Raw genomic sequence first — 25,339 nt, forward strand, 5'->3', positions numbered from 1 at the left:
GGTCTCCCGCGCTGCCGATCCGGCGGGCGGTCGGACACAGTGGGGAGCATGCGCAGACTCGTCGCGGGGACGGCCGTCATGGTGGCCTGCTCAGCGGGCTACGCCCTCGCTGGCGACCTCGACGGCAACCGGCTGCGGCTGGCTGGGGTGATGGCGGTCTGGTGGGGGGTGGCCATCGCCACGACCAGGTGGGTCCGGCGCGGCCGTCCCGCCCTGAGACGGTCCGGTGGACGGCTCCTGCTGCTCGTCTTCCTGGCGGCTCTCGTCGTCCAGCTGCCCGGGCTGCTCACCGCCCCGCGGTCCAGCTCCGACGCCTACCGCTACGTCTGGGACGGCCGGGTCCAGCTGAGCGGCACCTCGCCCTATCGCTACGCCCCGCTGGACGACCGGCTGGCCGCCCTCCGCGACCCGGTGCTCTTCCCCGGCCTCGGGCCCGCTGACCGCTCGGGCTTCCCCACGCAACCACTGCCCAGGACCCGTGCGCAGGTGCTGGAGCGTTCGTCCAACGACCCACGGACGCGGATCAACCGCCCGCAGGTGCCGACGATCTACCCGCCCGTCGCCGAGGCGTGGTTCGCGGCCGTCGCGTGGGTCACCCCGCGCGGGTGGGGCACGCGCGGGCTGCAGCTGGGGTCGGCGCTGGTGGCGGCCGGCGTCGCCCTCGCCCTCGCCGCGCTGCTGCGCCGGCGAGGTGCCGACCCGTGGTCGGCGCTCTGGTGGGCGTGGTGTCCGACGGTCGTGGCCGAGGCCGGGAACGGCGCCCACGTCGACGTGCTCGCCGCGGCCTGGGTGCTCCTGGCCCTGGCGGCAGCGAGCGGCAGGGACCGTGGCCGCCGGCAGGGCGACCGGCTCGTCAGCGCCGCGCGGATGGGGCTGACGGGCCTGCTCGCAGGGCTGGCGATCGCAACCAAGCTCTACCCGGCACTCCTTCTGGCATCACTCTTCCCGTTGCGCCGCAACCTCACTCGCGTCCTGGGGACTGGCCTGGTCGCCGTCGCCACCGTCGCCGCGGTCTACCTCCCCCACTGGCTGGCGGCCGGCTCGCTGGTCCTCGGCTACCTGCCCGGCTACCTCGTGGAGGAGGCCGGCCCGAACCGCTCGGGGATCCTGTCGCTCGCCCTCCCCGACGCCGCGGTCACGCCGGTGTCGGTCATCGTCCTGGCCGCGGTGGCCGCCGCGGTCGCATGGCGCGTGGGCACTGGCAGCAGGTCGGTCGCCGAGGGTGCTGCGGTGCTGTTCGGAACGCTCCTGCTGGTGACGACCCCCAGCTATCCCTGGTACGCCCTCCCCCTGGTCGCCTGCGCAGTCCTCGCGGAGCGGCTCGAGTGGCTGGTCGTGGCGGGCGCAGCGGTGCTGGCCTACGCGTCGGTGTCGGTCCACCCGCTCCCGACCGTCGCGTACTCCGCGGCGGCCGCCCTGGTCGTCCTCGTCACCCTCGGGCGGCGGGCGCTAGGGCCGCGGCTGCTTGCCGACGACGACGTTGGTCCGGGCCAGCTTGTCGTGCAGGGCCTGCTTGCGCTCGTCCCACGCCGGCCACAGGAGATCGAGCAGCGACACCAGCCCGAACAGGTTGCCCACGAGCGGGATGTTGCTGAGCAGGCTGAGCCCCGCCTGCAGTGAGGTCCGCCGAGCGGCGTCGCCGACCGAGAGCACACCCGGGCGGTCACGTAGCCGCACGCTGATGCCCATCGCCGCCTTGCCGGGCGTGGCGCCCGTGCGGCTGAGGAAGAACACCGCATACCCGAAGGTGATGGCGGCGGCGACGACCCCGAAGGCGAAGATGTAGCCGAGGTTGAGGTTGTCGGCCGTGATGGTCTCGAACGCCGCGGGGTCACCGGACTCCATCGCGCTCACCAGGTCGTCCCAGACCGGCTCGAACGCCTTGAAGGCCAGCCAGCCACCGAGCACCATCAGCAGCACGAACTGGATGATCCCGTCGAGGATGTAGGCGCCGACCCGCTGCCAGAAGCTCGCCAGCGGCTGGCCGTCAGGGGTGGTCGCCACCCGCGCCGGGCCCGGGTGGGCTGGCACGTTCCAGCCCTGCTGCTGCGGCTGCCCGGGGAACTGCGGGTGCTGGCCCTGCGGCGCCTGCTGCCACTGCTGACCCTGGGTCCCCTGGCCGCCGACCGGCGGGTATGCCGGTTGGCCGGGCTGGGTCGACGTCGGCTGCGTCGCGTGGCTCGGCTGCGTCGCGGAAGGGGCCGGACGGGTGGAGCGCGGCGTGGTGTGCCTGGTCCAGACCACGCCGTCGAAGTAGCGCAGCTGGGCGGCGTCGTCGGGGTCGTCGTACCAGCCGGGGCTCGTGGGCGTGCTCATGCCGCCAGCCTCTCACGCGGGGGCTGGCGGCCGAGCCACGGCCTCAGAGGTTGCCGCGCGCGTCCTGCTCGCGCTCGATCGCCTCGAAGAGCGCCTTGAAGTTGCCCTTGCCGAAGCCGAGCGAGCCGTGCCGCTCGATGATCTCGAAGAACACCGTCGGACGGTCGCCGAGCGGCTTGGTGAAGATCTGCAGGAGGTAGCCGTCCTCGTCGCGGTCGACGAGGATCTTGCGCTTCTGCAGCTCCTCGATCGGCGCGCGGACCTCGCCGATGCGGGCGCGCAGCTCGTCGTCCTCGTAGTAGGAGTCGGGGGTGTCGAGGAACTCCACGCCGTTGGCGCGCAGCTCGTCGACGGTGCGCAGGATGTCGTTCGTCGCGAGCGCGAGGTGCTGGGCGCCGGGGCCGTCATAGAACTCGAGGTACTCGTCGATCTGGCTCTTGCGCTTGGCGATCGCCGGCTCGTTGAGCGGGAACTTCACCCGGTGGTTGCCGTTCGCCACGACCTTCGACATCAGCGCCGAGTAGTCGGTGGCGATGTCGTCCCCGACGAACTCGGCCATGTTCACGAAGCCCATGACCTTGTTGTAGAAGGTCACCCACTCGTCCATCTTGCCGAGCTCGACGTTGCCGACGATGTGGTCGAGGGCTTGGAAGAGGCGCTTCGGGGCGCCCTCGCGCTTGACCCAGGTCGAGGACTTGGCGACGTACCCGGGCAGGTACGGCCCGTCATACCGGGAGCGGTCGACGAGGGTGTGCACGGTCTCGCCGTAGGTCGCGATCGAGGCGATCCGCACGGTGCCGTGCTCGTCGGTGACGTCCTCGGCCTCGCGGACGACGCGGGCTCCGGCGGCCTTGGCCTGGGCGACGCACTTGTCGACGTCGGGCACCTCGAGCGCGATGTCGACGACGCCGTCGCCGTGCTTGGCGTGGTGCGCGATGAGCGGGCTGTCAGGGCTGACCGCGCCGTTGATGACGAACCGGATCGAGCCGGACTTGAGGACGAACGACTTGTGGTCGCGCTGGCCGTTCTCGGGGCCGCTGTAGGCGACCAGCTCCATACCCCAGGCGGACTGGTAGTAGTGCGCCGTCTGGCTGGCGTTGCCCACGACGAAGACGATGGCGTCCCACCCGGTGACCGGGAACGGGTCCTTGCTCTCGTCGTACTCCACCAGGCCGACGAGCTGCTTCAGCTGCTCGAGGTCGAGGTTGGCCTCGCGCTCCTGGGGGGTGAGGTCCAGCGTGTCGTGGGGGGCGGCATCGGTGGCGTGGGTCGTCATGGCAGCAGGGTGCCGGGCTGTCCCGTGGTGTGCAACCGTCCCATGTCTGGCTGCACAGTCTGCGCACACTGCTGGCCGTCTGCCGGTGCAGAGTGGACAATGTGCCCATGGACCTCGATGAGCTCGACGGCCGTCTGATCACGCTCTTCAGCGAACAGCCGCAGATCGGCGTGCTCGGCGCCTCCCGCGAGCTCGGGGTGGCACGCGGCACCGTGCAGGCGCGGCTCGACCGACTGGCGCAGCAGGGGGTGATCCGGTCGTGGGCGCCGCAGATCGACCCCGCCTCGATGGGCTACCCGGTCTCGGCGTTCTGCACCCTCGAGATCCGGCAGGGCCGCGGTCACACTCCCGTCGTCGACCACCTGTCCGGCATCCCCGAGGTGCTCGAGGCGCACACCATCACCGGGTCCGGCGACCTGTTCATCCACATCGTCGCACGCGACAACGCCGACCTCCAGCGGGTCATCGACGCCGTCGTCGACGACGAGCACGTGATCCGCGCCAACACCGCGATCTCGCTGGCGACCCGCATCCCGCTGCGCACCCTCCCCCTCGTCCGCGCCACCGCGAACCCGGCCTGACCGGCCCAGCACCCCACTCCTGGCCACCGGTGTGGCACGCGACCCCGTGACACGGGCCCGCGTGCGGCACGGGTGGCCGGGAGTGGCGGTTGCGGTGTGGCTAGACCGGGGAGAAGGCGTCGGGATCGGTCTTGAGCCGGGCCCGGAACGCGCTGTCCAGCGCCGCGTCGTCCTCGATCGCCTCGTCGTAGTGGTCGTCGGCCGACATCTCGAGGGCGCTCGCCCGCTGCGGGTCGTCGAGGGCGCCGTCGGCGATCTCGCGGCGCACCGCGGCGATCGCCTCGGAGGCGGCGGGCACGTGCAGCCAGCGGTAGCCCGCCTCGGCGGCGTCGAGCTCCTCGTCGGTGAGGGTCTCGACCGCGTCGAGCACGCCCCCCGACATGGCGGAGCTGTGCAACAGCAACGCCGCCGCGAGAGCGGTGTCACCGGCTCCCGGTGAGGCGCCCCCGCCCTCGAGCGCCGCGCGGTTCCAGATGGAGTCAGCCTGGTCCATGACCGCAGCATGTCACCTGGACTGGCCGCCGTCCGCAGAACCGGCGTTCCCGGGACGCGAGCCGTCAGCGGCGCCCGACGAACCAGGCCCGGATCTTGTCGACCCGCGCCGTCACCTGCTCGGACGTCGCCTCGTCGAGGGCGGGGCCGCCGCAGGCCCTGCGCAGCTCGTTGTGCACGACACCGTGCGGGGTGCCCTTCTTGCGGGCGTAGGCGGCGACCAGCTTGTTGAGCTCCTGGCGCTGCGCCGCGAGGGCGCGGTGCGCCGACACGGGCTGCTCAGCCTTGCGGGGCCGGCGGCCGTGTTGCGCGGTCTGCCGCTCGTGCAGCAGCACGGCCATCTGGTCGGGCTCCAGGAGCCCCGGCAGTCCGAGGTACTCCTGCTCCTCCTCGGACCCGACCACCGCGTTCAGCCCGAACTGCTTGGCGTCGAAGAGCACGTGGTCGAACTCGGCGTCGGACTCGAGCGCCTCGAACGTCAGCTGGTCGACGTCCGGCGTGCGGGCCGTCCGGTTGGCGGCGTCGACGAGGGCGTCCTCCTCGGCCCACATCGACGCGGCGCTGTCCTGGTCGGTGACCCGGTCGAGGGCGTGGTCGCGCTCGTCCTCGAGCCGGGCCGCGTGCTCGAGGATGACCGGCACCGAGGGCAGGAAGACCGAGGCCGTCTCGCCGCGGCGGCGGGCCCGGACGAACCGTCCGACGGCCTGCGCGAAGAACAGCGGGGTGGAGGTCGAGGTCGCGTACACGCCGACGCAGAGCCGGGGCACGTCGACGCCCTCCGAGACCATCCGCACCGCGACCATCCAGCGCGAGTCGTTGGACGAGTACTCCTCGATCCGGGCCGAGGAGCCCGCGTCGTCGGACAGCACCAGGGTGACCTTCTCCCCGGTCAGCGACTCGAGGATCCTGGCGTAGGCACGGGCAGCGGTCTGGTTGGAGGCGATCACGAGCCCGCCGGCGTCGGGCACGCCTCGGCGCACCTCGGTGAGCCGTTTGTCCGCGGCCGCGAGCACCGACGGGATCCACTCACCCTTCGGGTCGAGGGCGGTCCGCCAAGCCTGCGCCATCGCGTCCTTGGTGAGCATCTCACCGAGGCGGGCCGCGATCTCGTCGCCGGCCTTGGTGCGCCAGCGCATCGCGCCCCCGTAGGCGAGGAAGAGCACCGGTCGCACGACCCCGTCACGCAACGCCTCGGCATACCCGTAGGTGTAGTCGGCGGAGGACCGGCGGATGCCGTCGGCGCCCTCGGCGTAGGTGACGAACGGGATGGGCGAGGTGTCGCTGCGGAACGGCGTGCCGGTGAGGGCGAGCCGTCGGGTCGCCGGTTCGAACGCCTCACGGATCGCGTCGCCCCAGGACAGCGCGTCGCCGCCGTGGTGGATCTCGTCGAGGATGACCAGGGTCGGGGCCGCCTCGGTGCGGGTGCGGTGCAGCGCCGGCTTGCTGGCCACCTGCGCGTAGGTGAGCGCGACCCCGTCGTACTCGCTGGAGTGCCGGGCCGAGGAGTTGGAGAACTTCGGGTCGATGTGGATGCCGACCCGGGCCGCCGCCTCTGCCCACTGGGTCTTGAGGTGCTCGGTCGGCGCGACGATCGTCACGGCCGACACGGTGCCGCGACCGAGCAGCTCGGTGGCCAGGCGCAGCGCGTAGGTGGTCTTGCCCGCGCCGGGCGTCGCGACCGCGAGGAAGTCGCGCGGAGCAGCCCGCAGGTATGCCGTCAGCGCTGCCTGCTGCCAGGCGCGCAGCTTGTCGGCCGTCCCCCAGGCCGCCCGCTCCGGGAACGCTGGTGAGAGGTGGGAGGCGGCGGCAGTACTCATAGGACCGGTCACGTTATCCGTTGCCGGGAAACGACATGCCGAGGCCCCGGCGTCTGCGCCGGGGCCTCGGTGGTGTGCTAGGTGGGTGGTGGCGGTCAGCCGCGGTAGGTGACCCACTGGTTCTGCATGCGGGTGGTCTGCCCGGCCGTGAACTGGTTCATGCACGAGTCGTCCGTGTAGTCCATGAAGTTCTTGATCGGGTCGAGCCCGGTGGCCGTGCAGGTGTCCCGACCGGTCGGGCAGCCGAACGCCGGCGAGGCCTCGGCCGGGGTGTCGCTCACCGAGTCACCGCCGGAGCAGCCGCCCTGGAACGTGTGGTACAGCCCGACCCAGTGGCCGACCTCGTGGGTCGCGGTGTCGCCCAGGTTGTAGGGCGACAGGCTGCCGCCGGGGATGCTGCGGTAGTCGATGACCACACCGTCGAGGGTGGTGTTGTTCGTCGACGGGAACTGCGCGTAGCCGAGCGTGCCGTCGGAGAACGTCGTCGAGTACAGATTCAGCGCCGCCTTCGTGCCCTTGTGCAGCGCGGTCTTCATCGCCTTGGCGTCACTCGGCTCCTGGCCGCTGGCCGGGAACGCGATGCTGTACCAGTCGCTGTTCGTCGTGGTCTCCGTGCCGGCGAGGGTGAACGAGAAGCCCGACGCGGCGTAGGCGTTGTTGAGCACGTTGAGCTGGCTCTGGATCTGCGTGGTGGTCAGCTTGCCGCTGGTGCCGTTGGTGATGACGTGCCAGTAGACGCTCACCGTGGTCGGCGCGAAGGCGGCGGTGCCACCACCGGGCTTGCGGGCGGTCGAGGAGTCGACGAACTTGCCCTGCGAGTTCTTCGTGAAGCCCTTGGCGGCGGCGGCCTTGGCGAAGGCGGCCTCCATCGAGTTCACCTTGGCCTGGCTCAGCTCGTGCGGGTCGGTGCGGTTGCCGCCCTTGGCCGCGCGGGCCGTGTTGGTGGCGTCGGTGTGGGTCGCGCAGTCTGCGGCGACGGAGGACTCGCCGGCCATCGGCTGGGCGAGGGCGGTGCCCTGGCCGAGTCCGAGCGCGGCGGCTCCCAGCATGAGGGAGGACAGTGCGATTCGAGAGCGAAGCTTCATGGGCGTCCTTTCGAGGTGCCTCCCTCCCGGGTCGGTGGGTGGCTCGACTTGGCACGCTAAGAGGCCGTTCCTCTGCTCCCGGGCCAGCAGGGACAGGCGCAGGTAAAGAGTCGTTCAGGCTTCTGTGCGCTGTGCAACCACTGTGTCGTGACGTGCGTCTGGGGCCCGCGCGACCGGGTCCGGACCAGCTCCCTTCCCTGACAGGATGGGGGTCGTGCGCGCCGTGGTGATCGATGCCGTTCGAGCCCGACCCGAGGTCCGGGAGGTGCCGGCGCCGACGGCCCCGACGGGCGGTGTGGTCGTGCAGGTGCGGGCGACCGGCCTCTGCCGCAGCGACTGGCACGCGTGGGCCGGGCACGACGAGATCCGCTTCCCCCACGTGCCGGGCCACGAGCTGGCCGGAGTCGTGGTCGAGGTCGGCGCCGGGGTGACCCGGTGGGGGGTGGGCGACCGGGTGACCGTGCCGTTCGTCTGCGGCTGCGGGGTGTGCGAGTGGTGCAGGAACGGCGACGCGCAGGTCTGTCCCGACCAGCAGCAGCCGGGGTTCACACACTGGGGATCCTTCGCAGAGCGCGTGGCGCTGCACGCCGCGGACGCCAACCTGGTCGCGGTTCCCGAGCAGGTCGACTTCACCACGGCCGCGAGCCTCGGCTGCCGGTTCGCCACGGCCTACCGGGCCCTGGTCCACCGCGCCCGCGTCGGGCGCGACGAGTGGGTGACCGTCGTCGGCGTCGGCGGCGTCGGTCTGAGCGCGGTCATGATCGCGCACGCCCTGGGGGCACGCGTGGTCGCCGTCGACCGGCATCGAGAGGCACTCAGGGTCGCGAAGGACCTCGGCGCGGACCACACCCTGCTGGCCGACGGGACCGACGTCCCCGCGGCAGTCCACGAGCTCACCGGTGGCGGCAGCCAGGTCGGCGTCGACGCCGTGGGCAGCGAACAGACCTGCTCGGTTGCGATCCTCAGCCTGCGCCGACGCGGCCGCCACGTGCAGGTGGGGCTGCTGCCACCCGTCGACGGGCACCCGCGGGTCCCGATGGACCGGGTGATCGGGTGGGAGCTGGACCTCCTGGGCAGCCACGGGATGGCGGCAGCCGACTACCCCGGCATGATGGCGCTGATCGAGCGCGGCGCCCTCCAGCCCCAGCGACTCGTCGAGCGGACGATCGGGCTGGACGCCGCCGCGGCGGCGCTCCCCACGCTGGATCGGGCCACGGTCGCGGGCATCACGATCGTCGACCCCAGTCGCTGAGGGCCGCGTGGCTCCTGCGGCGGCGCCTCGAGGGTGCTACTCGCCGCCGTCCTGGGGCGCGCGCAGTCCCTCGTAGATCTCCTTGCAGGTCGGGCAGACCGGGAACTTCTTCGGGTCGCGGCCCGGCACCCAGACCTTGCCGCACAACGCCGTCACGGGCTCGCCCGACAGGGCGGACTCGAGGATCTTCTCCTTGCGCACGTAGTGCGAGAACCGCTCGTGGTCGCCGGGCTCCTGGAGCTGCTCCTCGACCTGCTCGCGCTCGAGCACGGCGGTGCTGGTCTGGCGCTGCGGCTCCGCGCTGGGGGCCAGCGGGTCGTCCAGGGGGATCTGCGGCTCGCTCATCCCCCGAGTGTATGTCGGGTGGCCGACGCCGTTCCGAGCGCTCAGTTCATCTCGGGGTCGGACGGGAACGTGGCGACGAAGGCGAGGTGGTCGCGCTGGCGGCGCAGCACCCGCGTCCACAGCTGCGCGGGGTCGGCGTCGAACGCATCGCGCCCCTCGGACTCCACTACGTACCAGCTGCCCGACTGCACCTCGTCCTCGAGCTGCCCGGCCGACCACCCGGCATACCCGGCGAAGATCCGCAGCCCCGCCACCTCCGGGACCACGATCGCGGGAGGCGTGTCGAGGTCGACCAGCCCGAGGCCCCGGAACAACCGCTTCACGCCGAGCGGCTCCACGTCGCCCGGCACCGTGACCAGCCCGAGGGCGCTGTCCAGCCCGACCGGGCCGCCCTCGAAGAGCACCGACGGAGCGGTGGCGTGCGGCTGCCAGTCGGGCAGGACGGCGTCGACGCGGGCGTCCATCGGACGGTTGAGCACCACGCCCTGCGCGCCGTCCTCGTCGTGGTGGAGCACCAGCACGACGCTGCGACAGAAGACCCCCTCCTCGATCTGGGGGGTCGCGACGAGCAGGCTGCCCGACAGGTCCGTCATCTCCACGACACCATTCTGCCTGCCGACGACGGAGCCCCGGTCACGGGGACCGGGGCTCTGTCTGTTCGGGTGATGCGGCGTCGGGTCAGCCGCGCGACGAGCGCGAGTAGCTCGCGCGGTCACCGCGCGAACCGCCGGAGCGGTCGTCACGGTAGGAGCGCGGACCGCCCTGGCGCGGGCCACGGGGGCCGCCACGGTGGCCACCGGAGGGGCGACCGCCCCGCTTCGGGGCCTCGAGCACCCGGCGGACCTGGTCCTCGGGGACCGGGACACCGCTGGGGGCCACGGCGCCGGTCGCCGCGAGGCGCTCGTCGCCGGGGACGGCCTTGGTCGGCATCGCGTCGATGCCGGCCTCGCGGGCCATCCGCTCCATGGTGCGTCGCTGGTGCGGCAGCGCCAGGGTCACGACGGTGCCCTTGTCGCCGGCGCGGGCGGTGCGGCCCGAGCGGTGCAGGTAGTCCTTGTGGTCGGCCGGCGGGTCGACCTGCAGGACGACGGAGACGTCGTCGACGTGGATGCCGCGGGCGGCCACGTCGGTGGCGACCAGGACCGGCAGGCTGCCGTCACGGAAGGCGCCGAGGACGCGGTTGCGCGCGCCCTGGTTGAGCCCACCGTGCAGGGCGGCCGCGAAGACACCCTGCTCGCGCAGCTGGAGGGCGACGCGGTCGGCACCGAGCTTGGTGCGCACGAACACGACCGTGCGGCCCGACCGGTTGGCGACCTCGGCGGTGATGGTCTTCTTGTGCATCGGGTCGATGAGCAGCACGTGGTGCTCCATCGTCGTCACCGAGGCCTTGGCGTCGTCGGTCGAGTGCGTCACCGGGTCGGTGAGGTAGCCCTCGACCAGCTTGTCGACACCCTTGTCCAGGGTGGCCGAGAAGAGCAGTCGCTGACCGCCCGCGGGCATCTCGTCGAGGATCGCGGTGACCTCGGGCATGAAGCCCATGTCGGCCATGTGGTCGGCCTCGTCGAGGACGGCGATCTCGACGGCCTGCAGCTGCACGGCCTCGCGCTCGATGAGGTCCTTGAGGCGACCCGGGGTCGCGATGAGGACGTCGACGCCGCGGTTGAGGGCGTTGATCTGCGTCGTGTAGGACAGGCCACCGGCCACCAGCTTGTGGCGCAGGCCCATCACGTGCACGAGCGGCTCGAGGGCGTCGGACACCTGCATGGCCAGCTCGCGGGTCGGGACCAGCACGAGGGCACGCGGACGGCGCGGGGCCGACTTCTGGCCGTCGGCCAGGCGCGAGAGCATCGGCAGGCCGAAGGCCAGTGTCTTGCCGGAGCCGGTCTGGCCACGGCCGAGGACGTCCTTGCCGGCCAGCGCGTCCGGGATGGTCGCGGCCTGGATCGGGAACGGCGTGGTGATGCCGTCGCGGGCGAGCCGCTCGACGAGCCGGTCGGCCAGGCCGAGGCCGGCGAAGCCGTTGTCGGCCTCCACGATCACGGGGCCGTCGATGCTCTTGCGGGTCGCCTTCACCCAGGTGTCGGCCTCCATGCGCTCAGCCTCGGGGTCGACCTGGGCGTCGAAGCCACGGGCCGGACGGTCGTCACGGTCGAACCGACGGGCCGGGCGGTCGCTGCGGTCGAACTCGCGGCGCGGGCCACGGTTGTCGTCACGGTCGTAGCTGCGGGCCGGGCGGTCGTTGCGGTCGTAGCTGCGGGCCGGGCGGTCGCTGCGGTCGAACTCGCGGCGCGGGCCACGGTTGTCGTCACGGTCGTAGCTGCGGGCCGGGCGGTCGCTGCGGTCGAAGCTGCGGGCCGGGCGGTCGCTGCGGTCGTAGCTGCGGGCCGGGCGGTCGCTGCGGTCGAACTCGCGGCGCGGGCCACGGTTGTCGTCACGGTTGAAGCTGGTCACAGGGCGGTCCTCACGGTTGTACTGACGGGGACCACGGTTCTCACTACGGTCACTGCGACGAGCCGGACGGTCGTCGCGGGTGGACTCGCGGCGCTGGGGCCGGTCGTCACGGTTGAAGTCGCGGCGCTGGCCGCGGTTGTCGTCACGGTCGAAGCGACGAGGGGCGCGGTCGTCACGGTCGTAGCTGCGCGCGGGGCGCTCACTGCGGTCGTAGCTGCGCGCGGGGCGCTCACTGCGGTCGTAGCTGCGCGCGGGGCGCTCGCTGCGGTCGTAGCTGCGCGCGGGGCGCTCACTGCGGTCGTAGCCGCGGGCCGGACGGTCGGTGCGCTCGGGGCGCTCACTGCGACGGTCGCCGTCGCGGGCCGGCCGAGCGGCATACGTCTTGCCGGCCGAGGGGGCGGCGGACTGTCCGCGGTGGGCCTTCTTGGGACCCTTCTTCGCGGCAGCCTTCTGGTCCGAGGTCCAACGGGCCTTTTTGGGCGCGCCGGATCGCAGGTTCTTGGGCACTGGCTATTCAACTCACTTCAGGTACTCGAGGTAGACACGTCTCGAGCCACCTGGCGAGGGCAACGGTGAAGACGAGCCTCAGGCCCCGTGGGCCCGTTGGACCGGATCAACAGTTGTCATCCGGTGGTCTGCAGTCGGAGTAGGGAATGCGTCTGTGGCGCCTGTGCCACCTGATGGCGCTGCCAGCGCCGCCGATCTGAGCCCGACCAGTCTATCAGCGCCGAAGCGCCCTCCCGACCACCACGGACGTGACCCCGAGCACCACCCCGCCCAGGTCCGCCACGGCATCCCAGGCGTCACCGGAGCGGTTCGGCAGCAGGTAGTGCTGGAGCAGCTCGCTCACCGGTGCGTGCAGCGCCAGCAGGCCGACGAGGTAGGCGGGGCGCACGCCGGCGAGCAGCCCGGCCACCGTGGGGAGCAGGAACAGCAGGACGTGGGCCACCTTGTCGGTCCAGGTCACCGGCCCCTGGATGTCGACCCGCGGCCAGTAGAGGGCACACAGGTGGGCCAGGACCAGCACCGCGAAGACCACGAGCGCGCGGCGCCGTGGGTCCGCCGTGGCGCTAGCCAATGAGCTCGGGCTCGTCGGCCATCCGTCGGGTCGGCACCTGCTCGGGGGCGGTGCCGAGCACGGCAGCCTTGACCGCTGCGGCCACCACCTTGGACACGTCGGGGTGGAACACGCTCGGGATGATGTAGGCGGCGTTGAGCTCGTCGGGGTGGACCACCTCGGAGAGCGCCTTGGCGGCGGCGAGCATGACGTCCTCGTCGATCGAGGTGGACGCTGCATCGAGCAGTCCGCGGAAGACGCCGGGGAAGACCAGGACGTTGTTGATCTGGTTGGCGAAGTCGGACCGCCCGGTCGCGACGACGGCGGCGTGCTGGGCCGCGGCGATCGGGTCGACCTCGGGCTCGGGGTTGGCCATCGCGAAGACGATCGCTCCGTCGTTCATCGTGGCGATGTCGTCACCGTTGAGGATGCGGGGCGCGGAGACCCCGACGAACACGTCGGCGCCGGCAACCGCCTCCTTGAGGGTGCCGGTGAAGCCGCGGTGGTTGGTGTGCGCGGCCGACCACGCGAGCGCGGGGTGCTCCCCCGACGCGATGTCCTCGCGGTCGGGGTGCAGCACCCCGAACTGGTCGGCGACGACCACGTCGGTGGCACCGGCCTTGAGCAGCAGCTTGAGGATCGCGGTGCCGGCCGCCCCCGCGCCCGACATGACGACGCGGCACTCGCTGAGCTCCTTGCCGACCACCCGCAGCGCGTTGCGCAGCGCCGCCAGGGTGACGATCGCGGTGCCGTGCTGGTCGTCGTGGAAGACCGGGATGTCGAGCTCTTCGCGGAGTCGGGCCTCGATCTCGAAGCAGCGTGGCGCCGAGATGTCCTCGAGGTTGATGCCGGCGAAGACCGGGCTGACGGCCTTGACCGTGCGGATGATCTCCTCGGTGTCCTGGGTGTCCAGGCAGATCGGGAAGGCGTCGATGTCGGCGAACCGCTTGAACAGGGCAGCCTTGCCCTCCATCACCGGCAGGGCTCCCAGCGGTCCGATGTTGCCCAGTCCCAGGACCGCCGAGCCGTCCGTGACCACCGCGACCGTGTTGCGCTTGATGGTGAGGCGTCGTGCGTCGTCGGGGTTCTCGGCGATCGCCATGCAGACGCGCGCCACCCCGGGCGTGTAGATCAGCGAGAGGTCGTCGCGGTTGCGGATCGGCACCTTCGACTCGATCTTGAGCTTGCCGCCGAGGTGGACCAGGAAGGTGCGGTCGGACACCTTGCCGATCTCGACCCCGTGCACCTCGCGCATCGCGGCGACCAGCTCGTCGGCGTGGGTGGTGTCCCGCGCGGCGGCGGTCACGTCGACCCTGAGGCGGTCTGCCCCGGAGGCGGTGACGTCGAGCCCGGTGACCAGCCCTCCGCCCTTCTCGATGACCCCGGTCAGCTCGGAGACCGCGGTGGCGCGGGCCGGGAGCGTCAGCCGGACGGTGATGGAGTTGGACACGGACGGGGCTGCGGTCATGACCGGCATTCTCCCGATTACCCGGGGGTACGCCGAACCGGGTCCACGTCCTGACTCGACGGGCCCCGTCCCGACAGGCGGGCAGCGCGGACCAACCGGCGGTCGAGCAGGTCCTGACCGCTGACCGCCACCCACGCGCAGACAACGGCCAGGGGCACCTCCACGAGCACCGCCATCGCCAGCGCCACCCAGCGCTCGTCCGGGGTGGGCGAGGTCACCACGTCGAACCACGCGTCGGCAGCCAGCAACGCCGCCGCGGCACCGGCTGCGGCCCCGAGCCAGCGCCGCCGGCGCACCGCCGCCCACCCGGTGAGACCGAGCAGGGCCAGCAGCCCGACGTCGAAGCCACCCCAGGCGAGGTCGTAGTGCGCGGCCGGTGCGGTGCGTGGCAGCGCCACGAAGAGGTATGCCGTCCACGGCACCATGAGGGCAGCCAGCCCGGCCAGCACCCACCCCACGACGGTGAGCCGCCGCGCCCGGGTCCTCATCGGGTCCTCATCGGGTCCTCATCGGGTCCTCATCGGGTCCTCATGGGGACATCATGACGCGACGTCGGTGATCACCGAGCAACGGCCCGCAGCAGGTAGCGCTCGTGCTCGATCTCCTTGCCCCAGAACACCGCGTCGTCCAGCTGCACGACGACCGGCTCGCCGACCAGCTCGCGGACGACCCCGGCGAGCTCCTCGGACGGCACTCCTGCGCTCCACGGCAGGGCCGGCTTGTCGGCTGCGGCCTCCAGCCCCCAGCGCCCCTCGACGAGCACCAGCCGCCCACCCGGACGCAGCAGCGCGGCCCAGCGACGCAGTGCCTCGGTGGGCTCGGGCAGGGTCCACAGGATGTGGCGGGCGAAGACGACGTCGAAGGAGCCGGGCTCGAGCGGCGGCTCACCCGCGTCGCCCTGCTCGACCGCGATCGCCGATCCGAACGGCGCGGACTTGGCCCGCGCCAGCCGCACCATCTCGGCAGAGAGGTCGACCCCCTGCACGCGGTGGCCGAGCTCGGCCATCAGCACGCTCATCGTGCCCGTGCCGCAGGCGAGGTCGGCCACCAGCGACGGCGTGGTCGGGAGCCAGGTGCGCAGCAGGTCCTTCCAGGCCGAGCGGGTGTCGGAGTCGAGCAGCCCGTGGTCGGGGTAGCTGTCGTACTCGGCGGCGAAGTCGTCCCAGTAGCGCCGGATCTGCTCGGTGCTGGAGCCGGCGGTCGACTCGGTCGTGGACTGCGGGGCGGGCTCTGTGGTCGATGCTGTCGTGGTCGTGCCTTCGGTGCTCATCTGCTCCAGCCTAGGCTGCCCCCATGACAGGACACAGCGGCTCGGGTGGGGCGCCCCACGTGGAGGTCACCGGATCGGGGACGGCTTCGGCGGCACCCGACGTCGTCCGCGTGCGCGCCGGGGTGCGCTGCGACGCCGACGACGTCTCGTCGGCCCGGGCCGACGCCGGGGCCCGCGCCGCCGCGCTGGCCCAGGCAGCCCGCGACCACGGTGTGGCGGACGCAGACCTGCGCACGACGGGCACCGGGGTGCACCCCCGCCACGACCGCGAGGGCGTCACGGTGGTCGGCTACACGGCATACCAGAGCCTGTCGGTGACGGTCCGTGACCCGGCCCTCGTGGGGAGCCTCGTGGAGGCCTTCGCCGGCGCGGCCGGCAATGCCCTCACCATCGACAACATCGGCCTCGAGCTCGCCGACTCCGCGCCGCTGCTGGCACAGGCCCGGGAGGCCGCCTTCGCGGACGCGCGCGGCAAGGCCGAGCAGTACGCCGCGCTGGCCGGCCGCACCCTGGGGAAGGTTGAGCGGCTGTCCGACGTTGAGCGTGGTGGAGCCCAGCCACGGTTCGCCATGATGGCGGCCGGCAAGGCAGCAGACCTGTCCGTCGAGCTGGGCGAGAACTCGGTGACCGCGACCGTCGCGGTCCGATGGGAGTGGACCTAGAGATGGCTAGCACGACGCTGACGGCGGAGAACTTCGAGAAGACGATCCTCGAGGGCGGCACCGTCCTCGTGGACTTCTGGGCCGAGTGGTGCGGGCCGTGCAAGCGGTTCGGCCCGGTCTTCGAGGCCTCGTCCGAGCAGCACCCCGACATCGTGTTCGGCAAGGTCGACACCGAGGCCGAGCAGGCGCTCGCCGCGGCCGCCAACATCACCTCGATCCCGATGCTGATGGGCTTCCGTGACGGCATCCTCGTCTTCGCCCAGGCCGGCGCCCTGCCGGCGCCGATGCTCGAGGACGTGATCGGCAAGGTGCAGGCCCTCGACATGGACGCCGTGCGCGCCGACATCGAGGCGCAGAAGTCCCAGCCGGCGGAGCAGTCGGCTGCCGGTTCCTCCGCCAGCTAGGCCACACTGCCTCCATGTCCTCGTGGTCCATCCAGGCTCTGGGATGGGCGGGCTCGGCCCTGCTCATCTTCTCCCTGCTCCAGCAGCGGGTGCTGCGCTTCCGCCTGCTCAACCTCACCGCCAGCTGCACGCTGATCGTGTTCAACGCGATGCTGCACGTCTGGCCGATGGTGGGCATGAACACCGTCACGGCCGGCATCAACATCTGGATGGTCACCAAGCTGCTGCGTGAGCGCGGCGACGAGTCGGTCTACGAGGTCGTGGCGGTCGGACCGGACGAGTCCTACCTGCAGCACTTCCTCAAGGTGCAGGGCGCCGACATCCGCAAGCACTTCCCGCGGTTCGACGCCGGCGCGCTCGGCGACGGTCGCAGCGCCTACCTCGTCGAGCGGGGCAACGAGACCGTCGGGGTCGTGGTGGTCCGCGACGCCGGCGACGGCGTCGCCCAGGTCGAGCTCGACTACGTCACCCCGCGGTTCCGTGACTTCTCCCCCGGCGAGTTCGTCTACCGCAGCAGCGGGTTGTTCCGGGGCAAGGGGATCCGGCGGATCGTCACGCCACCCGGCATGGTCAACCCCTACTACGCGCGCCTCGGCTTCCGCGAGGAGGGCGACCACTGGGTCGCCGACCTGGCCTGACCTCGCTGGACGACGAGTCTTTGATGGGTTGACCCCGCCCTGGTGGGGTCAACCCATCAAAGACTGGGCTCGGTGTGACGGCGCACGGTGAGGAAGAGCCGGTGCGCGGTGACGACGGCAGCGGCCCAGCCGAGCCCGAGCGCCCAGCCGGCCACCACGTCGGTCAGCCAGTGGTGCCCCAGGAACACCCGGCTCAGCCCCATCGTCACGACGAACACCACGCCCACCACGACCGCGACGGTCCGCGCCAGGGCCGAGTCGAGCCGGCGCAACACGAGGTAGACGAGCACCGTCGTGATCACGGTCGCGTTGAGCGTGTGCCCGCTCGGGAAGCTGGGCGACGTCTCGTAGGGCGGCACCGCGTCCGACAGTGGCGGCCGCGCCCGCCCGATGAAGGCCTTCCCCGTCGTGGTCATGGCGAGCGACCCGGCCACCGCGATGAGAACGAGCACGAGGGGCGTGCGTGAGCGCCAGCGCCAGACCATCAGGAGGGTGACCACGGTGGCGAGCACGGACATGCCGACCGGTCCCCCGAGGTCGGTGTAGAGGGTCACCGCGTGGTCCAGGCCGGGTGAACGCCGGGCCATCGCCTGGTCGAGCACCGGCTGGTCGAGCCCGGCGATGCCCTCGGACTCGGTCACCGCGTCGTAGACCTCGGCGGCGACCGCGGTGAGCGCCACCGCGACGGCACCCCCGACGAGGGCCGTCACGACGAGCACGACGTGGGCGGCGCTCCACCGGGCCAGCCCGACGGTGACCCCCACCGTGCGCTCGACGACCCAGCGGGCCAGCCGACGGCCGGCCGGGGTCCGCCAGTCGGCCAGGTCCCTCGACCCGATCCGCTCCTCGGCGGGGGTGTCGTCGCGCAACATGGCCACATCCTCGCAAAGCCGACCCGACGGCATACGCACTGGCACGACGAAGGCCCGGTCGCGGACGACCGGGCCTTCGAGGCTGAACTGACGTGCGGACACACGGTGGTGGAGGTGGCGGGAATTGAACCCGCGTCCACTGACGGGAAACCAGGGCTTCTCCGGGTGCAGTGCGCTAAGGCGTTTCTCGGCCCCAGTGCTCGCGCGCACACGTCCACTGACAGGCCCAGTCGGATTGGAGTCCCGCGCCACCCCCCGACAAGGGTGACGCGGCGAGTTCTCTAGCTGACGCCAGACACTGAGTCGAGAACTAGCTCAGGCTGACGGACTTCGAGGCTCGCTCAGGCGGCGAGGGCGAAGTCGGTGCGCTTGGAATCGGCACCTGTTGTTTTGCCGGGAGCGTTAACGAGATAACCAGGCATCCTCGACCCGCTTCCCCTGGATTGCCGACCAATGTCGAAACCGATCACCCCCGTGCTCCTGCGAGTGCAGGGGTGTCCACACGTCCACTGTTCAGTTGGTGCAGTCCGGCCGTGCGGCCGTCCTGCGGGTCCAGCCTACCGCCCAACGCCGATCGCCCCGACCGCATTCCTGGTGGGCACGGGCGGCGTGGGCGGGTGCGCGGCCGACTCCGGGAAAGATGTCCAAGGTTTGTCCAATCTGGATCCACGGGAGCTCCGAAGCACCCTCGCAGGGCCCGGCGGCGCGAAAGCGGTGAGCACGCCGTCGGGACCACCACACCGCAGTGGAACACCTGGAGGACACGCATGTTCGCTCGACGCATCATGACCGCGGCGGCCACCCTCGGCCTGGTCGGCTCGGCAGCCCTCGTCAGTGCCCCATCCGCCTCGGCCCACGGCTGGGACCAGTCCGCCACCGGCACCCGGAGCCTCGCCGCGGTGCTGGCCAAGGACGGCTCCGGCTTCGACCGCAACTGGAACGACTTCGACATCGTCGACAACGCGGTCACGGCCGTGCTGACCGCCAAGCCCAGCTCGCCCGTCGGGGTGCTGGCGGACGGCAAGGTGGCCCTGACGGCCTTCCTGCCCACCGACCGCGCCTTCCGCAACCTCGCCTCCGACCTGACCGGCAAGCACTACCGGTCGGAGTCCGCGGTGTTCGCCGACGTGGCGTCGCTCGGCATCGACACCGTCGAGGCCGTGCTGCTCTACCACGTCGTGCCCGGCGCGACCGTCACCTACCGCCAGGCGCTGCGCTCGGACGGCGCGACGCTGACCACGGCCTCCGGCGGCACCGTCAAGGTCGACGTCAAGTGGTGCTGGCTGGTCTCCCTGGTGGACAACGACCCCAACGACCGCAACCCGTACGTGGTGAAGGCCGACATCAACAAGGGCAACGCCCAGATCGCCCACGGCATCTCGGAGGTGCTCCGCCCGCTCGATCTCTGAGCGGGTCACCGACTGGGGTGACGACGACCGTGCTGCGGGACCCGGCCGCGGCACGGTCGTCGTGCGTCAGCCGCCGAAGTCCTGCGTCCAGTAGTGCCCGTAGGAGCCACCGGTCGCGTGCCCCACTCCGAGTGCGGTGAAGGAGCAGTTGAGGATGTTGGCCCGGTGGCCCGAGCTGGCCATCCAGGACTTCATCACTGCCGATGCCGTGGTCTGACCGGCCGCGATGTTCTCGCCGATCGTGCTCCCCCGGTAGCCGGCCGCGCGGATGCGGTCGGCGAAGGTGCGACCGTCCTTGCTGGTGTGTGAGAAGTAGTCCTTGGCCGCCATGTCGGCGCTGTGCCGCTGGGCCGCCGTCTGGAGCGCGGAGTTCGCCCGCACGGCGCGGCAGCCAGCCCTGGCCCGCTCGGAGTTGACCAGCGACAGCACCTGGCCGGCCACGCCACCACTCGACGGCGGTGTCGGGGACGGCTTGGGCGAGGGCTTCGGCATGGGCTTTGGCTTGGGCGAGGGTTTCGGCGTCGGCTTCGGCGAAGGCCTCGAGGTCGGCTTGGGGGCGGGCTTGGAGGTGGTGCTCGTGCGGGGGCGCGTCGTGCTGGGGGTGGTCTGCGTCGCGGTGGCCGTCGTGGAGGGGCTGCTCGTCGTGCTGGGCGCCGCAGAGCTCGCCGTCGTCGCGGTCGGCCCACCGGCCCGGTCGGTCGAGTCCGCACATGCCGTGAGGGCCAGCGCCACCACGGCCGCCGCGCAACCGATCCGCAGCGCGCGGTCGTGGGTCGGCCGGGTTCGTCCGGCAGGGCGGCGGACGGCTCGTCGGGTGCCGGTCACGGGGGGATCTCCTCGGGGGGCGGGAGCGTGGGGCGGGAGCGTGGGGCGGGAGCGTGGGGTGGGAGCGTGGGGTGTGGTCACTGGGGCGACCAGCGGCCCAACCTACGCCCCTTGCGCCTCGAACTCGTCCCTGGCGGCCACGATCCGGCCGACGTGCGCCTCCGCCCAGTCGGTGAGCACGGCGATCGGCCCGCCCAGCGAGACCCCGAGCTCGGTGAGGGCGTAGTCCACCCGGGGCGGCACCTGGGCGAAGACGGTGCGGGTCAACAGCCCGTCGCGTTCCATCGCCCGCAGGGTCTGGGTCAGCACCTTGGGCGCGACGCCTCCGACCCGGTGACGCAGCTCGGTGAACCGCAGCGGCCCGTCGCCGAGTGCCCCGATCACCAGGACGGTCCACTTGTCGCCGATGCGGTCGAGCACGACCCGGGTGGGGCAGTCCGGGTCGAAGGCGTTGCCGCGGGCGAGCTGGTCGGCTTTGGTAACCACAGGGTACTTATAGCACGTTGAAGTGCTCAGTTACCAATGGTTACTGTGCCCGCGTGGTCGAACCCCGGCCACCCGACCACCCCACGAGAGGCAGCACCATGAAGATCGCCCTGTTCGGCGCCAGCGGAATGATCGGCTCCCGGATCGCAGCCGAGGCGCTGTCCCGCGGCCACGACGTCACCGGCTACACCCGACACGGCGGCGACGTACCGGCCGGGGCCACGCCCGCCACCGGCGACCTCGCCGACGAGACCACGGTCAAGGAGGCCGCCACGACCCACGACGTCGTGCTCTCCGCCACCGGGCCCAGCCGCACCGGCGAGAGCCACGAGCCGTGGATCGCCGCCGTGCAGAACCTCCTCGACCACGCGACCGGTGCGCGCGTCGTCTTCGTCGGCGGGGCCGGGTCGTTGCTCACCCCCGAGGGCACCCGCCTGCTCGACTCCCCCGGCTTCCCGCCGGAGTATGCCGCGGAGGCCAGGTCCGGGGCGGCCGCCCTGGACGCCTTCCGGTCGGCTCCCGACGACGTGGACTGGACCTTCGTCTCCCCGGCCCCGGTCATCGCGCCGGGTGAGCGCACCGGGCGCTACACGGTCGCGCTGGACACTCCCGCCGGCGACTCGGTCAGCGCCGAGGACTACGCCGTGGCCCTCGTCGACGAGCTCGAGCAGCCCCGGCACCGCCGCCAGCGGTTCACCGTCGCCAGCTGACCTCGAGGGGCGGCGTCCGGATGGCGGTCGCAGGGTCTCACGAGTCGGGATCTCCCTAGGATGGGACGCACGCTGCCCGTCCCCGAAGCTCCTCGACCCTCGTCGGCGCCCCACCACCTCCGGGCGCCGCCCCTCTGGAGGTCACGTGTTCAGCAAGGTCCTCGTCGCGAACCGTGGTGAGATCGCCGTCCGGGCGTTCCGCGCCGCCACCGAGCTCGGCGCCAAGACGGTCGCCGTGTTCCCCTACGAGGACCGCAAGTCCGAGCACGTCCTCAAGGCGGACGAGGCCTACCGCATCGGCGACCAGGGCCACCCGGTGCGGGCCTACCTCGACCCCGAGTCGATCGTGCGCACCGCCGTCGAGGCCGGCGCCGACGCGGTCTACCCGGGCTACGGCTTCCTCTCCGAGAACCCCGACCTCGCCGAAGCCTGCGCCGACGCCGGGGTCACCTTCGTCGGTCCCCCGGCCTCGGTGCTGCACCTCACCGGCAACAAGGCCCGCGCGATCGCCGCGGCGAAGAAGGCCGGTCTCCCCACGCTCGAGAGCGCCGAGCCGAGCACCGACGTGGACGCCCTGGTGGCCGCCGCCGAGGAGATCGGCTTCCCCGTCTTCGCCAAGGCCGTCGCCGGCGGCGGTGGCCGCGGCATGCGCCGGGTCGAGCGCCGCGAGGACCTGCGTGAGGCCCTCGAGGCCTGCATGCGCGAGGCCGAGTCGGCGTTCGGCGACCCCACGGTCTTCCTCGAGCAGGCCGTGGTCAGCCCGCGTCACATCGAGGTGCAGGTGCTCGCCGACGGCGAGGGCAACGTCATCCACCTCTTCGAGCGCGACTGCTCGGTGCAGCGGCGGCACCAGAAGGTCGTCGAGATCGCCCCGGCCCCCAACCTCGACCCCGAGCTGCGGGAGCGGATGTGCGCCCACGCCGTCGCGTTCGCCAAGGAGATCGGCTACGTCAACGCCGGCACGGTCGAGTTCCTGCTCTCGCCCGACGGCCGCTACGTGTTCATCGAGATGAACCCGCGGATCCAGGTGGAGCACACGGTCACCGAGGAGATCACCGACGTCGACCTGGTCAGCTCGCAGCTGCGGATCGCCAGCGGCGAGACGCTCGCCGACCTCGGCCTGTCCCAGGACACGTTGCAGATCCGCGGCGCCGCGCTGCAGTGCCGGATCACGACTGAGGACCCGGCCAACGAGTTCCGCCCCGACACCGGTCGAGTCACGACCTACCGTTCCGCGGGTGGCGCCGGGGTCCGGCTCGACGGCGGCACCGTCTTCGTCGGCGCCGAGATCAACGCCCACTTCGACTCGATGCTGGTCAAGCTGACCTGTCGCGGCCGCGACTTCGGCACCGCCCAGCGGCGAGCGCGCCGTGCGCTGGCCGAGTTCCGCATCCGCGGCGTCTCCACCAACATCCCGTTCCTCCAGGCCCTCCTCGAGGAGCCCGACTTCCAGGCCGGACGGCTGTCGACCTCGTTCATCGACGAGCGCCCCTACCTGCGCACCGCCCGCACCCCCGCCGACCGGGGCACCAAGCTGCTCACCTACCTGGCCGACGTCACGGTGAACCAGCCGCACGGCCCGGGGCGCACCCGTGTCTCCCCGCGCTCGAAGCTGCCCGCCATCGACCGCACCACCCCACCGCCGCCCGGCGCGCGCGACCGGCTGCTGCGGCTGGGCCCGCAAGCCTTCGCTGCGGAGCTGCGTGCACAGGAGGCGGTCGCCGTCACGGAGACGACCTTCCGCGACGCCCATCAGTCGCTGCTCGCGACCCGGGTGCGCACCCGCGACCTCATGCACGTGGCCCCACACGTCGCGCGGCTCACCCCCCAGCTGCTCTCGGTCGAGTGCTGGGGCGGGGCGACCTACGACGTGGCGCTGCGGTTCCTCGCCGAGGACCCGTGGGACCGGCTGGCCGCGCTCCGCGAGGCGATGCCCAACCTCCCGCTCCAGATGTTGCTGCGTGGGCGCAACACGGTCGGCTACACGCCCTACCCGACCGAGGTCACCGACGCCTTCGTCACCGAGGCAGCCGGCACCGGCATCGACATCTTCCGGATCTTCGACGCCCTCAACGACGTCGACCAGATGCGCCCCGCCATCGAGGCGGTCCGCGCCACCGGGACCGCGGTCGCCGAGGTCGCGCTCTGCTACACCGGCGACCTGACCAGCCCCGACGAGAAGCTCTACACGCTGGACTACTACCTGCACCTCGCCGACCAGATCGCCGAGGCCGGCGCCCACGTCATCGCCATCAAGGACATGGCCGGGCTGCTGCGTGCCCCGGCGGCCCGCACCCTGGTGACCGCCCTGCGCGAGCGCTTCGACCAGCCGGTGCACCTGCACACCCACGACACCGCGGGCGGCCAGCTGGCCACGCTGCTCGCCGCGATCGACGCGGGCGTGGACGCCGTCGACGTCGCCAGCGCCGCGATGGCCGGCACCACCTCGCAACCACCGATGTCGAGCCTGGTCGCCGCGACCGACGGCACCGCCCGCGAGACCGGCCTGGACCTGGCCGCGGTCAACGACCTGGAGCCCTACTGGGAGGCGGTGCGGCAGCTGTACTTCCCGTTCGAGTCCGGGCTGCCCTCCCCCACCGGTCGCGTCTACACGCACGAGATCCCCGGTGGCCAGCTGTCCAACCTGCGCCAGCAGGCCATCGCCCTGGGCCTCGGCGACTCGTTCGAGCAGGTCGAGGACATGTATGCCGCCGCCAACCGGATCCTCGGCAACATCGTCAAGGTCACCCCCAGCAGCAAGGTGGTCGGCGACCTCGCACTCGCGCTCGTCGGCGCGAAGGCCGAGCCGGCCGACTTCGAGGCCAACCCCACGCGCTACGACATCCCCGACTCGGTGATCGGGTTCCTCTCCGGTGAGCTCGGCGACCCGCCCGGTGGGTGGCCCGAGCCGTTCCGCAGCAAGGCGCTGGAGGGCCGCACCCCCAAACCGCGCGTCACCGAGCTGGCCGAGGACGACCGGGCAGCGCTGCGGTCCGACCCCCGGCACACCCTCAACCGGCTGCTCTTCCCCGGCCCGACCGGCGACTTCGAGAAGTCCCGCGACGCCTACTCCGACCTGGCTGTCCTGGGCACCCGCGAGTTCCTGCACGGGCTGGAGGTCGGGCACGAGCACGAGATCGACCTCGAGCCCGGCAAGCGGCTGCTCATCGGGCTGCAGTCGGTCTCCGACGCCGACGAGCGCGGCATGCGCACCGTGATGTTCACGATGGGCGGGCAGCTGCGCCCGGTGCAGGTGCGCGACGAGCGCGTCTCGGTCGACGTCAAGGCTGCCGAGAAGGCCGACCCGAGCGCCAAGGGCCAGGTGGCTGCACCGTTCGCCGGGGTGGTCAGCCTCGCCGTCGAGGACGGTGCCCCCGTCGAGGCCGGTGCCGTCGTCGCCACCATCGAGGCGATGAAGATGGAGGCCAACATCACCGCGCCAGTGGCCGGCACCGTGCAGCGGCTGGCGATCGGCTCGCAGCAGCAGGTGGAGGGCGGCGACCTCATCCTGGTCCTCGGTTAGGGCGCACGAGGCGGATCCAGGAGATTCACAGGTCCTTGACCTGCGACTTTGTCCGATCGGGGTTACGGTCGAAGGGCAAGGCGGTCAAGAAGCGGCTGCTGTCGCGACGCATGATCCCACCCGTTCGCATCCGACAGAGGAGGCCCTCATGGGTTTCGATGACAAGCTCGAGAACGCCAAGGACAAGATGACCGGCGAGGCCAAGGAGGCCACCGGCAAGGTGACCGACAACGAGCGCCTCGAGGCCGAGGGCAAGGCCGACCAGACCGGGGCCGACCTCAAGCAGGCCGGCGAGAAGGTCAAGGACGCCTTCAAGAACTGAGGCGCCACACCGGTATGCCGCGTGCGACAGGTTCGCACGCGGCATACCTGTGTCTGCGGCCGGCGCGGCCGACGTGGT

The 25,339-nt window shown here is 71.9% G+C and carries 24 protein-coding genes, 1 other RNA gene and 1 pseudogene; 10 read left to right on the top strand and 16 right to left on the bottom strand.

Going from position 1 to position 25,339, the window contains the following annotated elements:
- Nucleotides 1-150: 150 nt before the first annotated feature.
- Nucleotides 151-1,245: pseudogene (locus BLQ34_RS08595) on the top strand (glycosyltransferase 87 family protein); the annotation flags it as partial.
- Nucleotides 1,246-1,449: 204 nt separating this feature from the next.
- Here BLQ34_RS08595 and BLQ34_RS19275 read toward each other — a convergent pair.
- Together BLQ34_RS19275 and hppD are read right to left on the bottom strand one after the other, a co-directional pair.
- The gene (locus tag BLQ34_RS19275; RefSeq protein WP_091784075.1) at nucleotides 1,450-2,316 is read right to left on the bottom strand and encodes an RDD family protein; all 867 of its coding nucleotides are present in this window, start codon (nucleotides 2,314-2,316) and stop codon (nucleotides 1,450-1,452) included.
- A gap of 43 nt (nucleotides 2,317-2,359) precedes the next feature.
- Nucleotides 2,360-3,592 carry a 4-hydroxyphenylpyruvate dioxygenase gene (gene hppD / locus BLQ34_RS08605; RefSeq protein WP_091784077.1) on the bottom strand — a complete coding sequence of 411 codons (1,233 nt, stop codon included), beginning with the start codon at nucleotides 3,590-3,592 and terminating at the stop codon, nucleotides 2,360-2,362.
- 107 nt (nucleotides 3,593-3,699) lie between these two features.
- On the opposite strand from hppD, the gene BLQ34_RS08610 reads away from it, so the two are divergent.
- Nucleotides 3,700-4,173 (top strand): Lrp/AsnC family transcriptional regulator, encoded by a 474-nt coding sequence (locus BLQ34_RS08610; RefSeq protein WP_091784080.1) that lies wholly within the window; start codon nucleotides 3,700-3,702, stop codon nucleotides 4,171-4,173.
- Between the two features lie 100 nt (nucleotides 4,174-4,273).
- On the opposite strand, the gene BLQ34_RS08615 is transcribed toward BLQ34_RS08610, so the two are convergent.
- The 3 genes from BLQ34_RS08615 to BLQ34_RS08625 all read right to left on the bottom strand — a co-directional run bounded on the left by BLQ34_RS08615 (nucleotide 4,274) and on the right by BLQ34_RS08625 (nucleotide 7,567).
- Nucleotides 4,274-4,666 (bottom strand): hypothetical protein, encoded by a 393-nt coding sequence (locus BLQ34_RS08615; RefSeq protein ID WP_091784082.1) that lies wholly within the window; start codon nucleotides 4,664-4,666, stop codon nucleotides 4,274-4,276.
- A 64-nt stretch (nucleotides 4,667-4,730) separates the two neighbouring features.
- Entirely contained in the window at nucleotides 4,731-6,482 is a 1,752-nt protein-coding gene (locus BLQ34_RS08620; RefSeq protein ID WP_091784086.1) for a DEAD/DEAH box helicase, read from the bottom strand.
- 95 nt (nucleotides 6,483-6,577) lie between these two features.
- The gene (locus BLQ34_RS08625) at nucleotides 6,578-7,567 is read right to left on the bottom strand and encodes a zinc metalloprotease (RefSeq protein WP_091784089.1); all 990 of its coding nucleotides are present in this window, start codon (nucleotides 7,565-7,567) and stop codon (nucleotides 6,578-6,580) included.
- 214 nt (nucleotides 7,568-7,781) lie between these two features.
- Between BLQ34_RS08625 and BLQ34_RS08630 the strand changes: the two genes are divergently transcribed.
- Nucleotides 7,782-8,819: a zinc-binding dehydrogenase gene (locus BLQ34_RS08630; RefSeq protein ID WP_091789629.1), complete on the top strand. Its 1,038-nt coding sequence runs from the start codon at nucleotides 7,782-7,784 to the stop codon at nucleotides 8,817-8,819.
- Between the two features lie 36 nt (nucleotides 8,820-8,855).
- Here BLQ34_RS08630 and BLQ34_RS08635 read toward each other — a convergent pair whose 3' ends face one another.
- From BLQ34_RS08635 to BLQ34_RS08665, 7 genes are all read right to left on the bottom strand, one after another.
- Nucleotides 8,856-9,164, bottom strand: coding sequence for a DUF3039 domain-containing protein (locus tag BLQ34_RS08635; protein WP_091784093.1), 309 nt, complete (start codon nucleotides 9,162-9,164; stop codon nucleotides 8,856-8,858).
- Between the two features lie 41 nt (nucleotides 9,165-9,205).
- Nucleotides 9,206-9,757: a YqgE/AlgH family protein gene (locus BLQ34_RS08640; RefSeq protein WP_091789632.1), complete on the bottom strand. Its 552-nt coding sequence runs from the start codon at nucleotides 9,755-9,757 to the stop codon at nucleotides 9,206-9,208.
- An 85-nt stretch (nucleotides 9,758-9,842) separates the two neighbouring features.
- On the bottom strand, nucleotides 9,843-12,122 hold the full coding sequence (locus BLQ34_RS08645) for a DEAD/DEAH box helicase (RefSeq protein ID WP_091784096.1): 2,280 nt from the start codon (nucleotides 12,120-12,122) through the stop codon (nucleotides 9,843-9,845).
- Nucleotides 12,123-12,336: 214 nt separating this feature from the next.
- On the bottom strand, nucleotides 12,337-12,693 hold the full coding sequence (locus tag BLQ34_RS08650; RefSeq protein WP_231961509.1) for a VanZ family protein: 357 nt from the start codon (nucleotides 12,691-12,693) through the stop codon (nucleotides 12,337-12,339).
- The gene (locus tag BLQ34_RS08655; RefSeq protein WP_091789635.1) at nucleotides 12,686-14,140 is read right to left on the bottom strand and encodes an NAD-dependent malic enzyme; all 1,455 of its coding nucleotides are present in this window, start codon (nucleotides 14,138-14,140) and stop codon (nucleotides 12,686-12,688) included. Before BLQ34_RS08655 ends, BLQ34_RS08650 begins: the two co-directional genes overlap by 8 nt.
- A gap of 17 nt (nucleotides 14,141-14,157) precedes the next feature.
- Nucleotides 14,158-14,628, bottom strand: a complete 471-nt coding sequence (locus BLQ34_RS08660; RefSeq protein ID WP_091784101.1) for a hypothetical protein — start codon at nucleotides 14,626-14,628, stop codon at nucleotides 14,158-14,160.
- Nucleotides 14,629-14,699: 71 nt separating this feature from the next.
- A complete protein-coding gene (locus BLQ34_RS08665; protein WP_091784103.1) occupies nucleotides 14,700-15,410 on the bottom strand; it encodes a class I SAM-dependent methyltransferase in 711 nt (236 codons plus the stop codon).
- Nucleotides 15,411-15,433: 23 nt separating this feature from the next.
- Between BLQ34_RS08665 and BLQ34_RS08670 the strand changes: the two genes are divergently transcribed.
- Genes BLQ34_RS08670 through BLQ34_RS08680 form a run of 3 tightly spaced genes read left to right on the top strand, consistent with a single transcriptional unit; the run spans nucleotide 15,434 to nucleotide 17,114 of the window.
- A complete protein-coding gene (locus BLQ34_RS08670; RefSeq protein WP_091784106.1) occupies nucleotides 15,434-16,072 on the top strand; it encodes an SIMPL domain-containing protein in 639 nt (212 codons plus the stop codon).
- A 2-nt stretch (nucleotides 16,073-16,074) separates the two neighbouring features.
- The gene (locus BLQ34_RS08675; RefSeq protein WP_091784109.1) at nucleotides 16,075-16,476 is read left to right on the top strand and encodes a thioredoxin family protein; all 402 of its coding nucleotides are present in this window, start codon (nucleotides 16,075-16,077) and stop codon (nucleotides 16,474-16,476) included.
- A gap of 14 nt (nucleotides 16,477-16,490) precedes the next feature.
- Nucleotides 16,491-17,114, top strand: a complete 624-nt coding sequence (locus tag BLQ34_RS08680) for a hypothetical protein (protein WP_091784112.1) — start codon at nucleotides 16,491-16,493, stop codon at nucleotides 17,112-17,114.
- Nucleotides 17,115-17,170: 56 nt separating this feature from the next.
- On the opposite strand, the gene BLQ34_RS08685 is transcribed toward BLQ34_RS08680, so the two are convergent.
- Both BLQ34_RS08685 and ssrA read right to left on the bottom strand, forming a co-directional pair.
- A complete protein-coding gene (locus BLQ34_RS08685; RefSeq protein ID WP_091784114.1) occupies nucleotides 17,171-17,986 on the bottom strand; it encodes a phosphatase PAP2 family protein in 816 nt (271 codons plus the stop codon).
- Between the two features lie 106 nt (nucleotides 17,987-18,092).
- Nucleotides 18,093-18,460, bottom strand: a transfer-messenger RNA (tmRNA) gene (ssrA, locus tag BLQ34_RS08690).
- Nucleotides 18,461-18,753: 293 nt separating this feature from the next.
- On the opposite strand from ssrA, the gene BLQ34_RS08695 reads away from it, so the two are divergent.
- Nucleotides 18,754-19,395, top strand: a complete 642-nt coding sequence (locus tag BLQ34_RS08695) for a fasciclin domain-containing protein (RefSeq protein WP_091784117.1) — start codon at nucleotides 18,754-18,756, stop codon at nucleotides 19,393-19,395.
- Nucleotides 19,396-19,461: 66 nt separating this feature from the next.
- Here BLQ34_RS08695 and BLQ34_RS19280 read toward each other — a convergent pair whose 3' ends face one another.
- Both BLQ34_RS19280 and BLQ34_RS08705 read right to left on the bottom strand, forming a co-directional pair.
- Complete coding sequence (locus tag BLQ34_RS19280) at nucleotides 19,462-20,220, bottom strand: CAP domain-containing protein (protein WP_231961510.1); 759 nt, start codon at nucleotides 20,218-20,220, stop codon at nucleotides 19,462-19,464.
- A gap of 102 nt (nucleotides 20,221-20,322) precedes the next feature.
- A complete protein-coding gene (locus BLQ34_RS08705; protein ID WP_091784120.1) occupies nucleotides 20,323-20,706 on the bottom strand; it encodes a winged helix-turn-helix transcriptional regulator in 384 nt (127 codons plus the stop codon).
- Nucleotides 20,707-20,804: 98 nt separating this feature from the next.
- On the opposite strand from BLQ34_RS08705, the gene BLQ34_RS08710 reads away from it, so the two are divergent.
- The 3 genes from BLQ34_RS08710 (at nucleotide 20,805) to BLQ34_RS08720 (ending at nucleotide 25,261) form a co-directional block, all read left to right on the top strand.
- Complete coding sequence (locus BLQ34_RS08710) at nucleotides 20,805-21,416, top strand: NAD(P)-dependent oxidoreductase (RefSeq protein ID WP_091784123.1); 612 nt, start codon at nucleotides 20,805-20,807, stop codon at nucleotides 21,414-21,416.
- Between the two features lie 145 nt (nucleotides 21,417-21,561).
- Nucleotides 21,562-24,939, top strand: a complete 3,378-nt coding sequence (locus BLQ34_RS08715) for a pyruvate carboxylase (RefSeq protein WP_091784126.1) — start codon at nucleotides 21,562-21,564, stop codon at nucleotides 24,937-24,939.
- A gap of 148 nt (nucleotides 24,940-25,087) precedes the next feature.
- Nucleotides 25,088-25,261 carry a CsbD family protein gene (locus tag BLQ34_RS08720; protein ID WP_091784129.1) on the top strand — a complete coding sequence of 58 codons (174 nt, stop codon included), beginning with the start codon at nucleotides 25,088-25,090 and terminating at the stop codon, nucleotides 25,259-25,261.
- Nucleotides 25,262-25,339 lie beyond the last annotated feature (78 nt).

The sequence above is a fragment of the Pedococcus dokdonensis genome (assembly GCF_900104525.1).
Lineage (GTDB): Bacteria > Actinomycetota > Actinomycetes > Actinomycetales > Dermatophilaceae > Pedococcus > Pedococcus dokdonensis.

What these genes read in the sequence shown, in the direction of transcription:
- BLQ34_RS19275 (WP_091784075.1), bottom strand. Translation starts at nt 2,316, where the DNA reads ATGAGCACGCCCACGAGCCCCGGCTGGTACGACGACCCCGACGACGCC.
- hppD (WP_091784077.1), bottom strand. Translation starts at nt 3,592, where the DNA reads ATGACGACCCACGCCACCGATGCCGCCCCCCACGACACGCTGGACCTC.
- BLQ34_RS08610 (WP_091784080.1), top strand. Translation starts at nt 3,700, where the DNA reads ATGGACCTCGATGAGCTCGACGGCCGTCTGATCACGCTCTTCAGCGAA.
- BLQ34_RS08615 (WP_091784082.1), bottom strand. Translation starts at nt 4,666, where the DNA reads ATGGACCAGGCTGACTCCATCTGGAACCGCGCGGCGCTCGAGGGCGGG.
- BLQ34_RS08620 (WP_091784086.1), bottom strand. Translation starts at nt 6,482, where the DNA reads ATGAGTACTGCCGCCGCCTCCCACCTCTCACCAGCGTTCCCGGAGCGG.
- BLQ34_RS08625 (WP_091784089.1), bottom strand. Translation starts at nt 7,567, where the DNA reads ATGAAGCTTCGCTCTCGAATCGCACTGTCCTCCCTCATGCTGGGAGCC.
- BLQ34_RS08635 (WP_091784093.1), bottom strand. Translation starts at nt 9,164, where the DNA reads ATGAGCGAGCCGCAGATCCCCCTGGACGACCCGCTGGCCCCCAGCGCG.
- BLQ34_RS08640 (WP_091789632.1), bottom strand. Translation starts at nt 9,757, where the DNA reads ATGACGGACCTGTCGGGCAGCCTGCTCGTCGCGACCCCCCAGATCGAG.
- BLQ34_RS08655 (WP_091789635.1), bottom strand. Translation starts at nt 14,140, where the DNA reads ATGACCGCAGCCCCGTCCGTGTCCAACTCCATCACCGTCCGGCTGACG.
- BLQ34_RS08660 (WP_091784101.1), bottom strand. Translation starts at nt 14,628, where the DNA reads ATGAGGACCCGGGCGCGGCGGCTCACCGTCGTGGGGTGGGTGCTGGCC.
- BLQ34_RS08665 (WP_091784103.1), bottom strand. Translation starts at nt 15,410, where the DNA reads ATGAGCACCGAAGGCACGACCACGACAGCATCGACCACAGAGCCCGCC.
- BLQ34_RS08670 (WP_091784106.1), top strand. Translation starts at nt 15,434, where the DNA reads ATGACAGGACACAGCGGCTCGGGTGGGGCGCCCCACGTGGAGGTCACC.
- BLQ34_RS08675 (WP_091784109.1), top strand. Translation starts at nt 16,075, where the DNA reads ATGGCTAGCACGACGCTGACGGCGGAGAACTTCGAGAAGACGATCCTC.
- BLQ34_RS08680 (WP_091784112.1), top strand. Translation starts at nt 16,491, where the DNA reads ATGTCCTCGTGGTCCATCCAGGCTCTGGGATGGGCGGGCTCGGCCCTG.
- BLQ34_RS08685 (WP_091784114.1), bottom strand. Translation starts at nt 17,986, where the DNA reads ATGTTGCGCGACGACACCCCCGCCGAGGAGCGGATCGGGTCGAGGGAC.
- BLQ34_RS08695 (WP_091784117.1), top strand. Translation starts at nt 18,754, where the DNA reads ATGTTCGCTCGACGCATCATGACCGCGGCGGCCACCCTCGGCCTGGTC.
- BLQ34_RS08710 (WP_091784123.1), top strand. Translation starts at nt 20,805, where the DNA reads ATGAAGATCGCCCTGTTCGGCGCCAGCGGAATGATCGGCTCCCGGATC.
- BLQ34_RS08720 (WP_091784129.1), top strand. Translation starts at nt 25,088, where the DNA reads ATGGGTTTCGATGACAAGCTCGAGAACGCCAAGGACAAGATGACCGGC.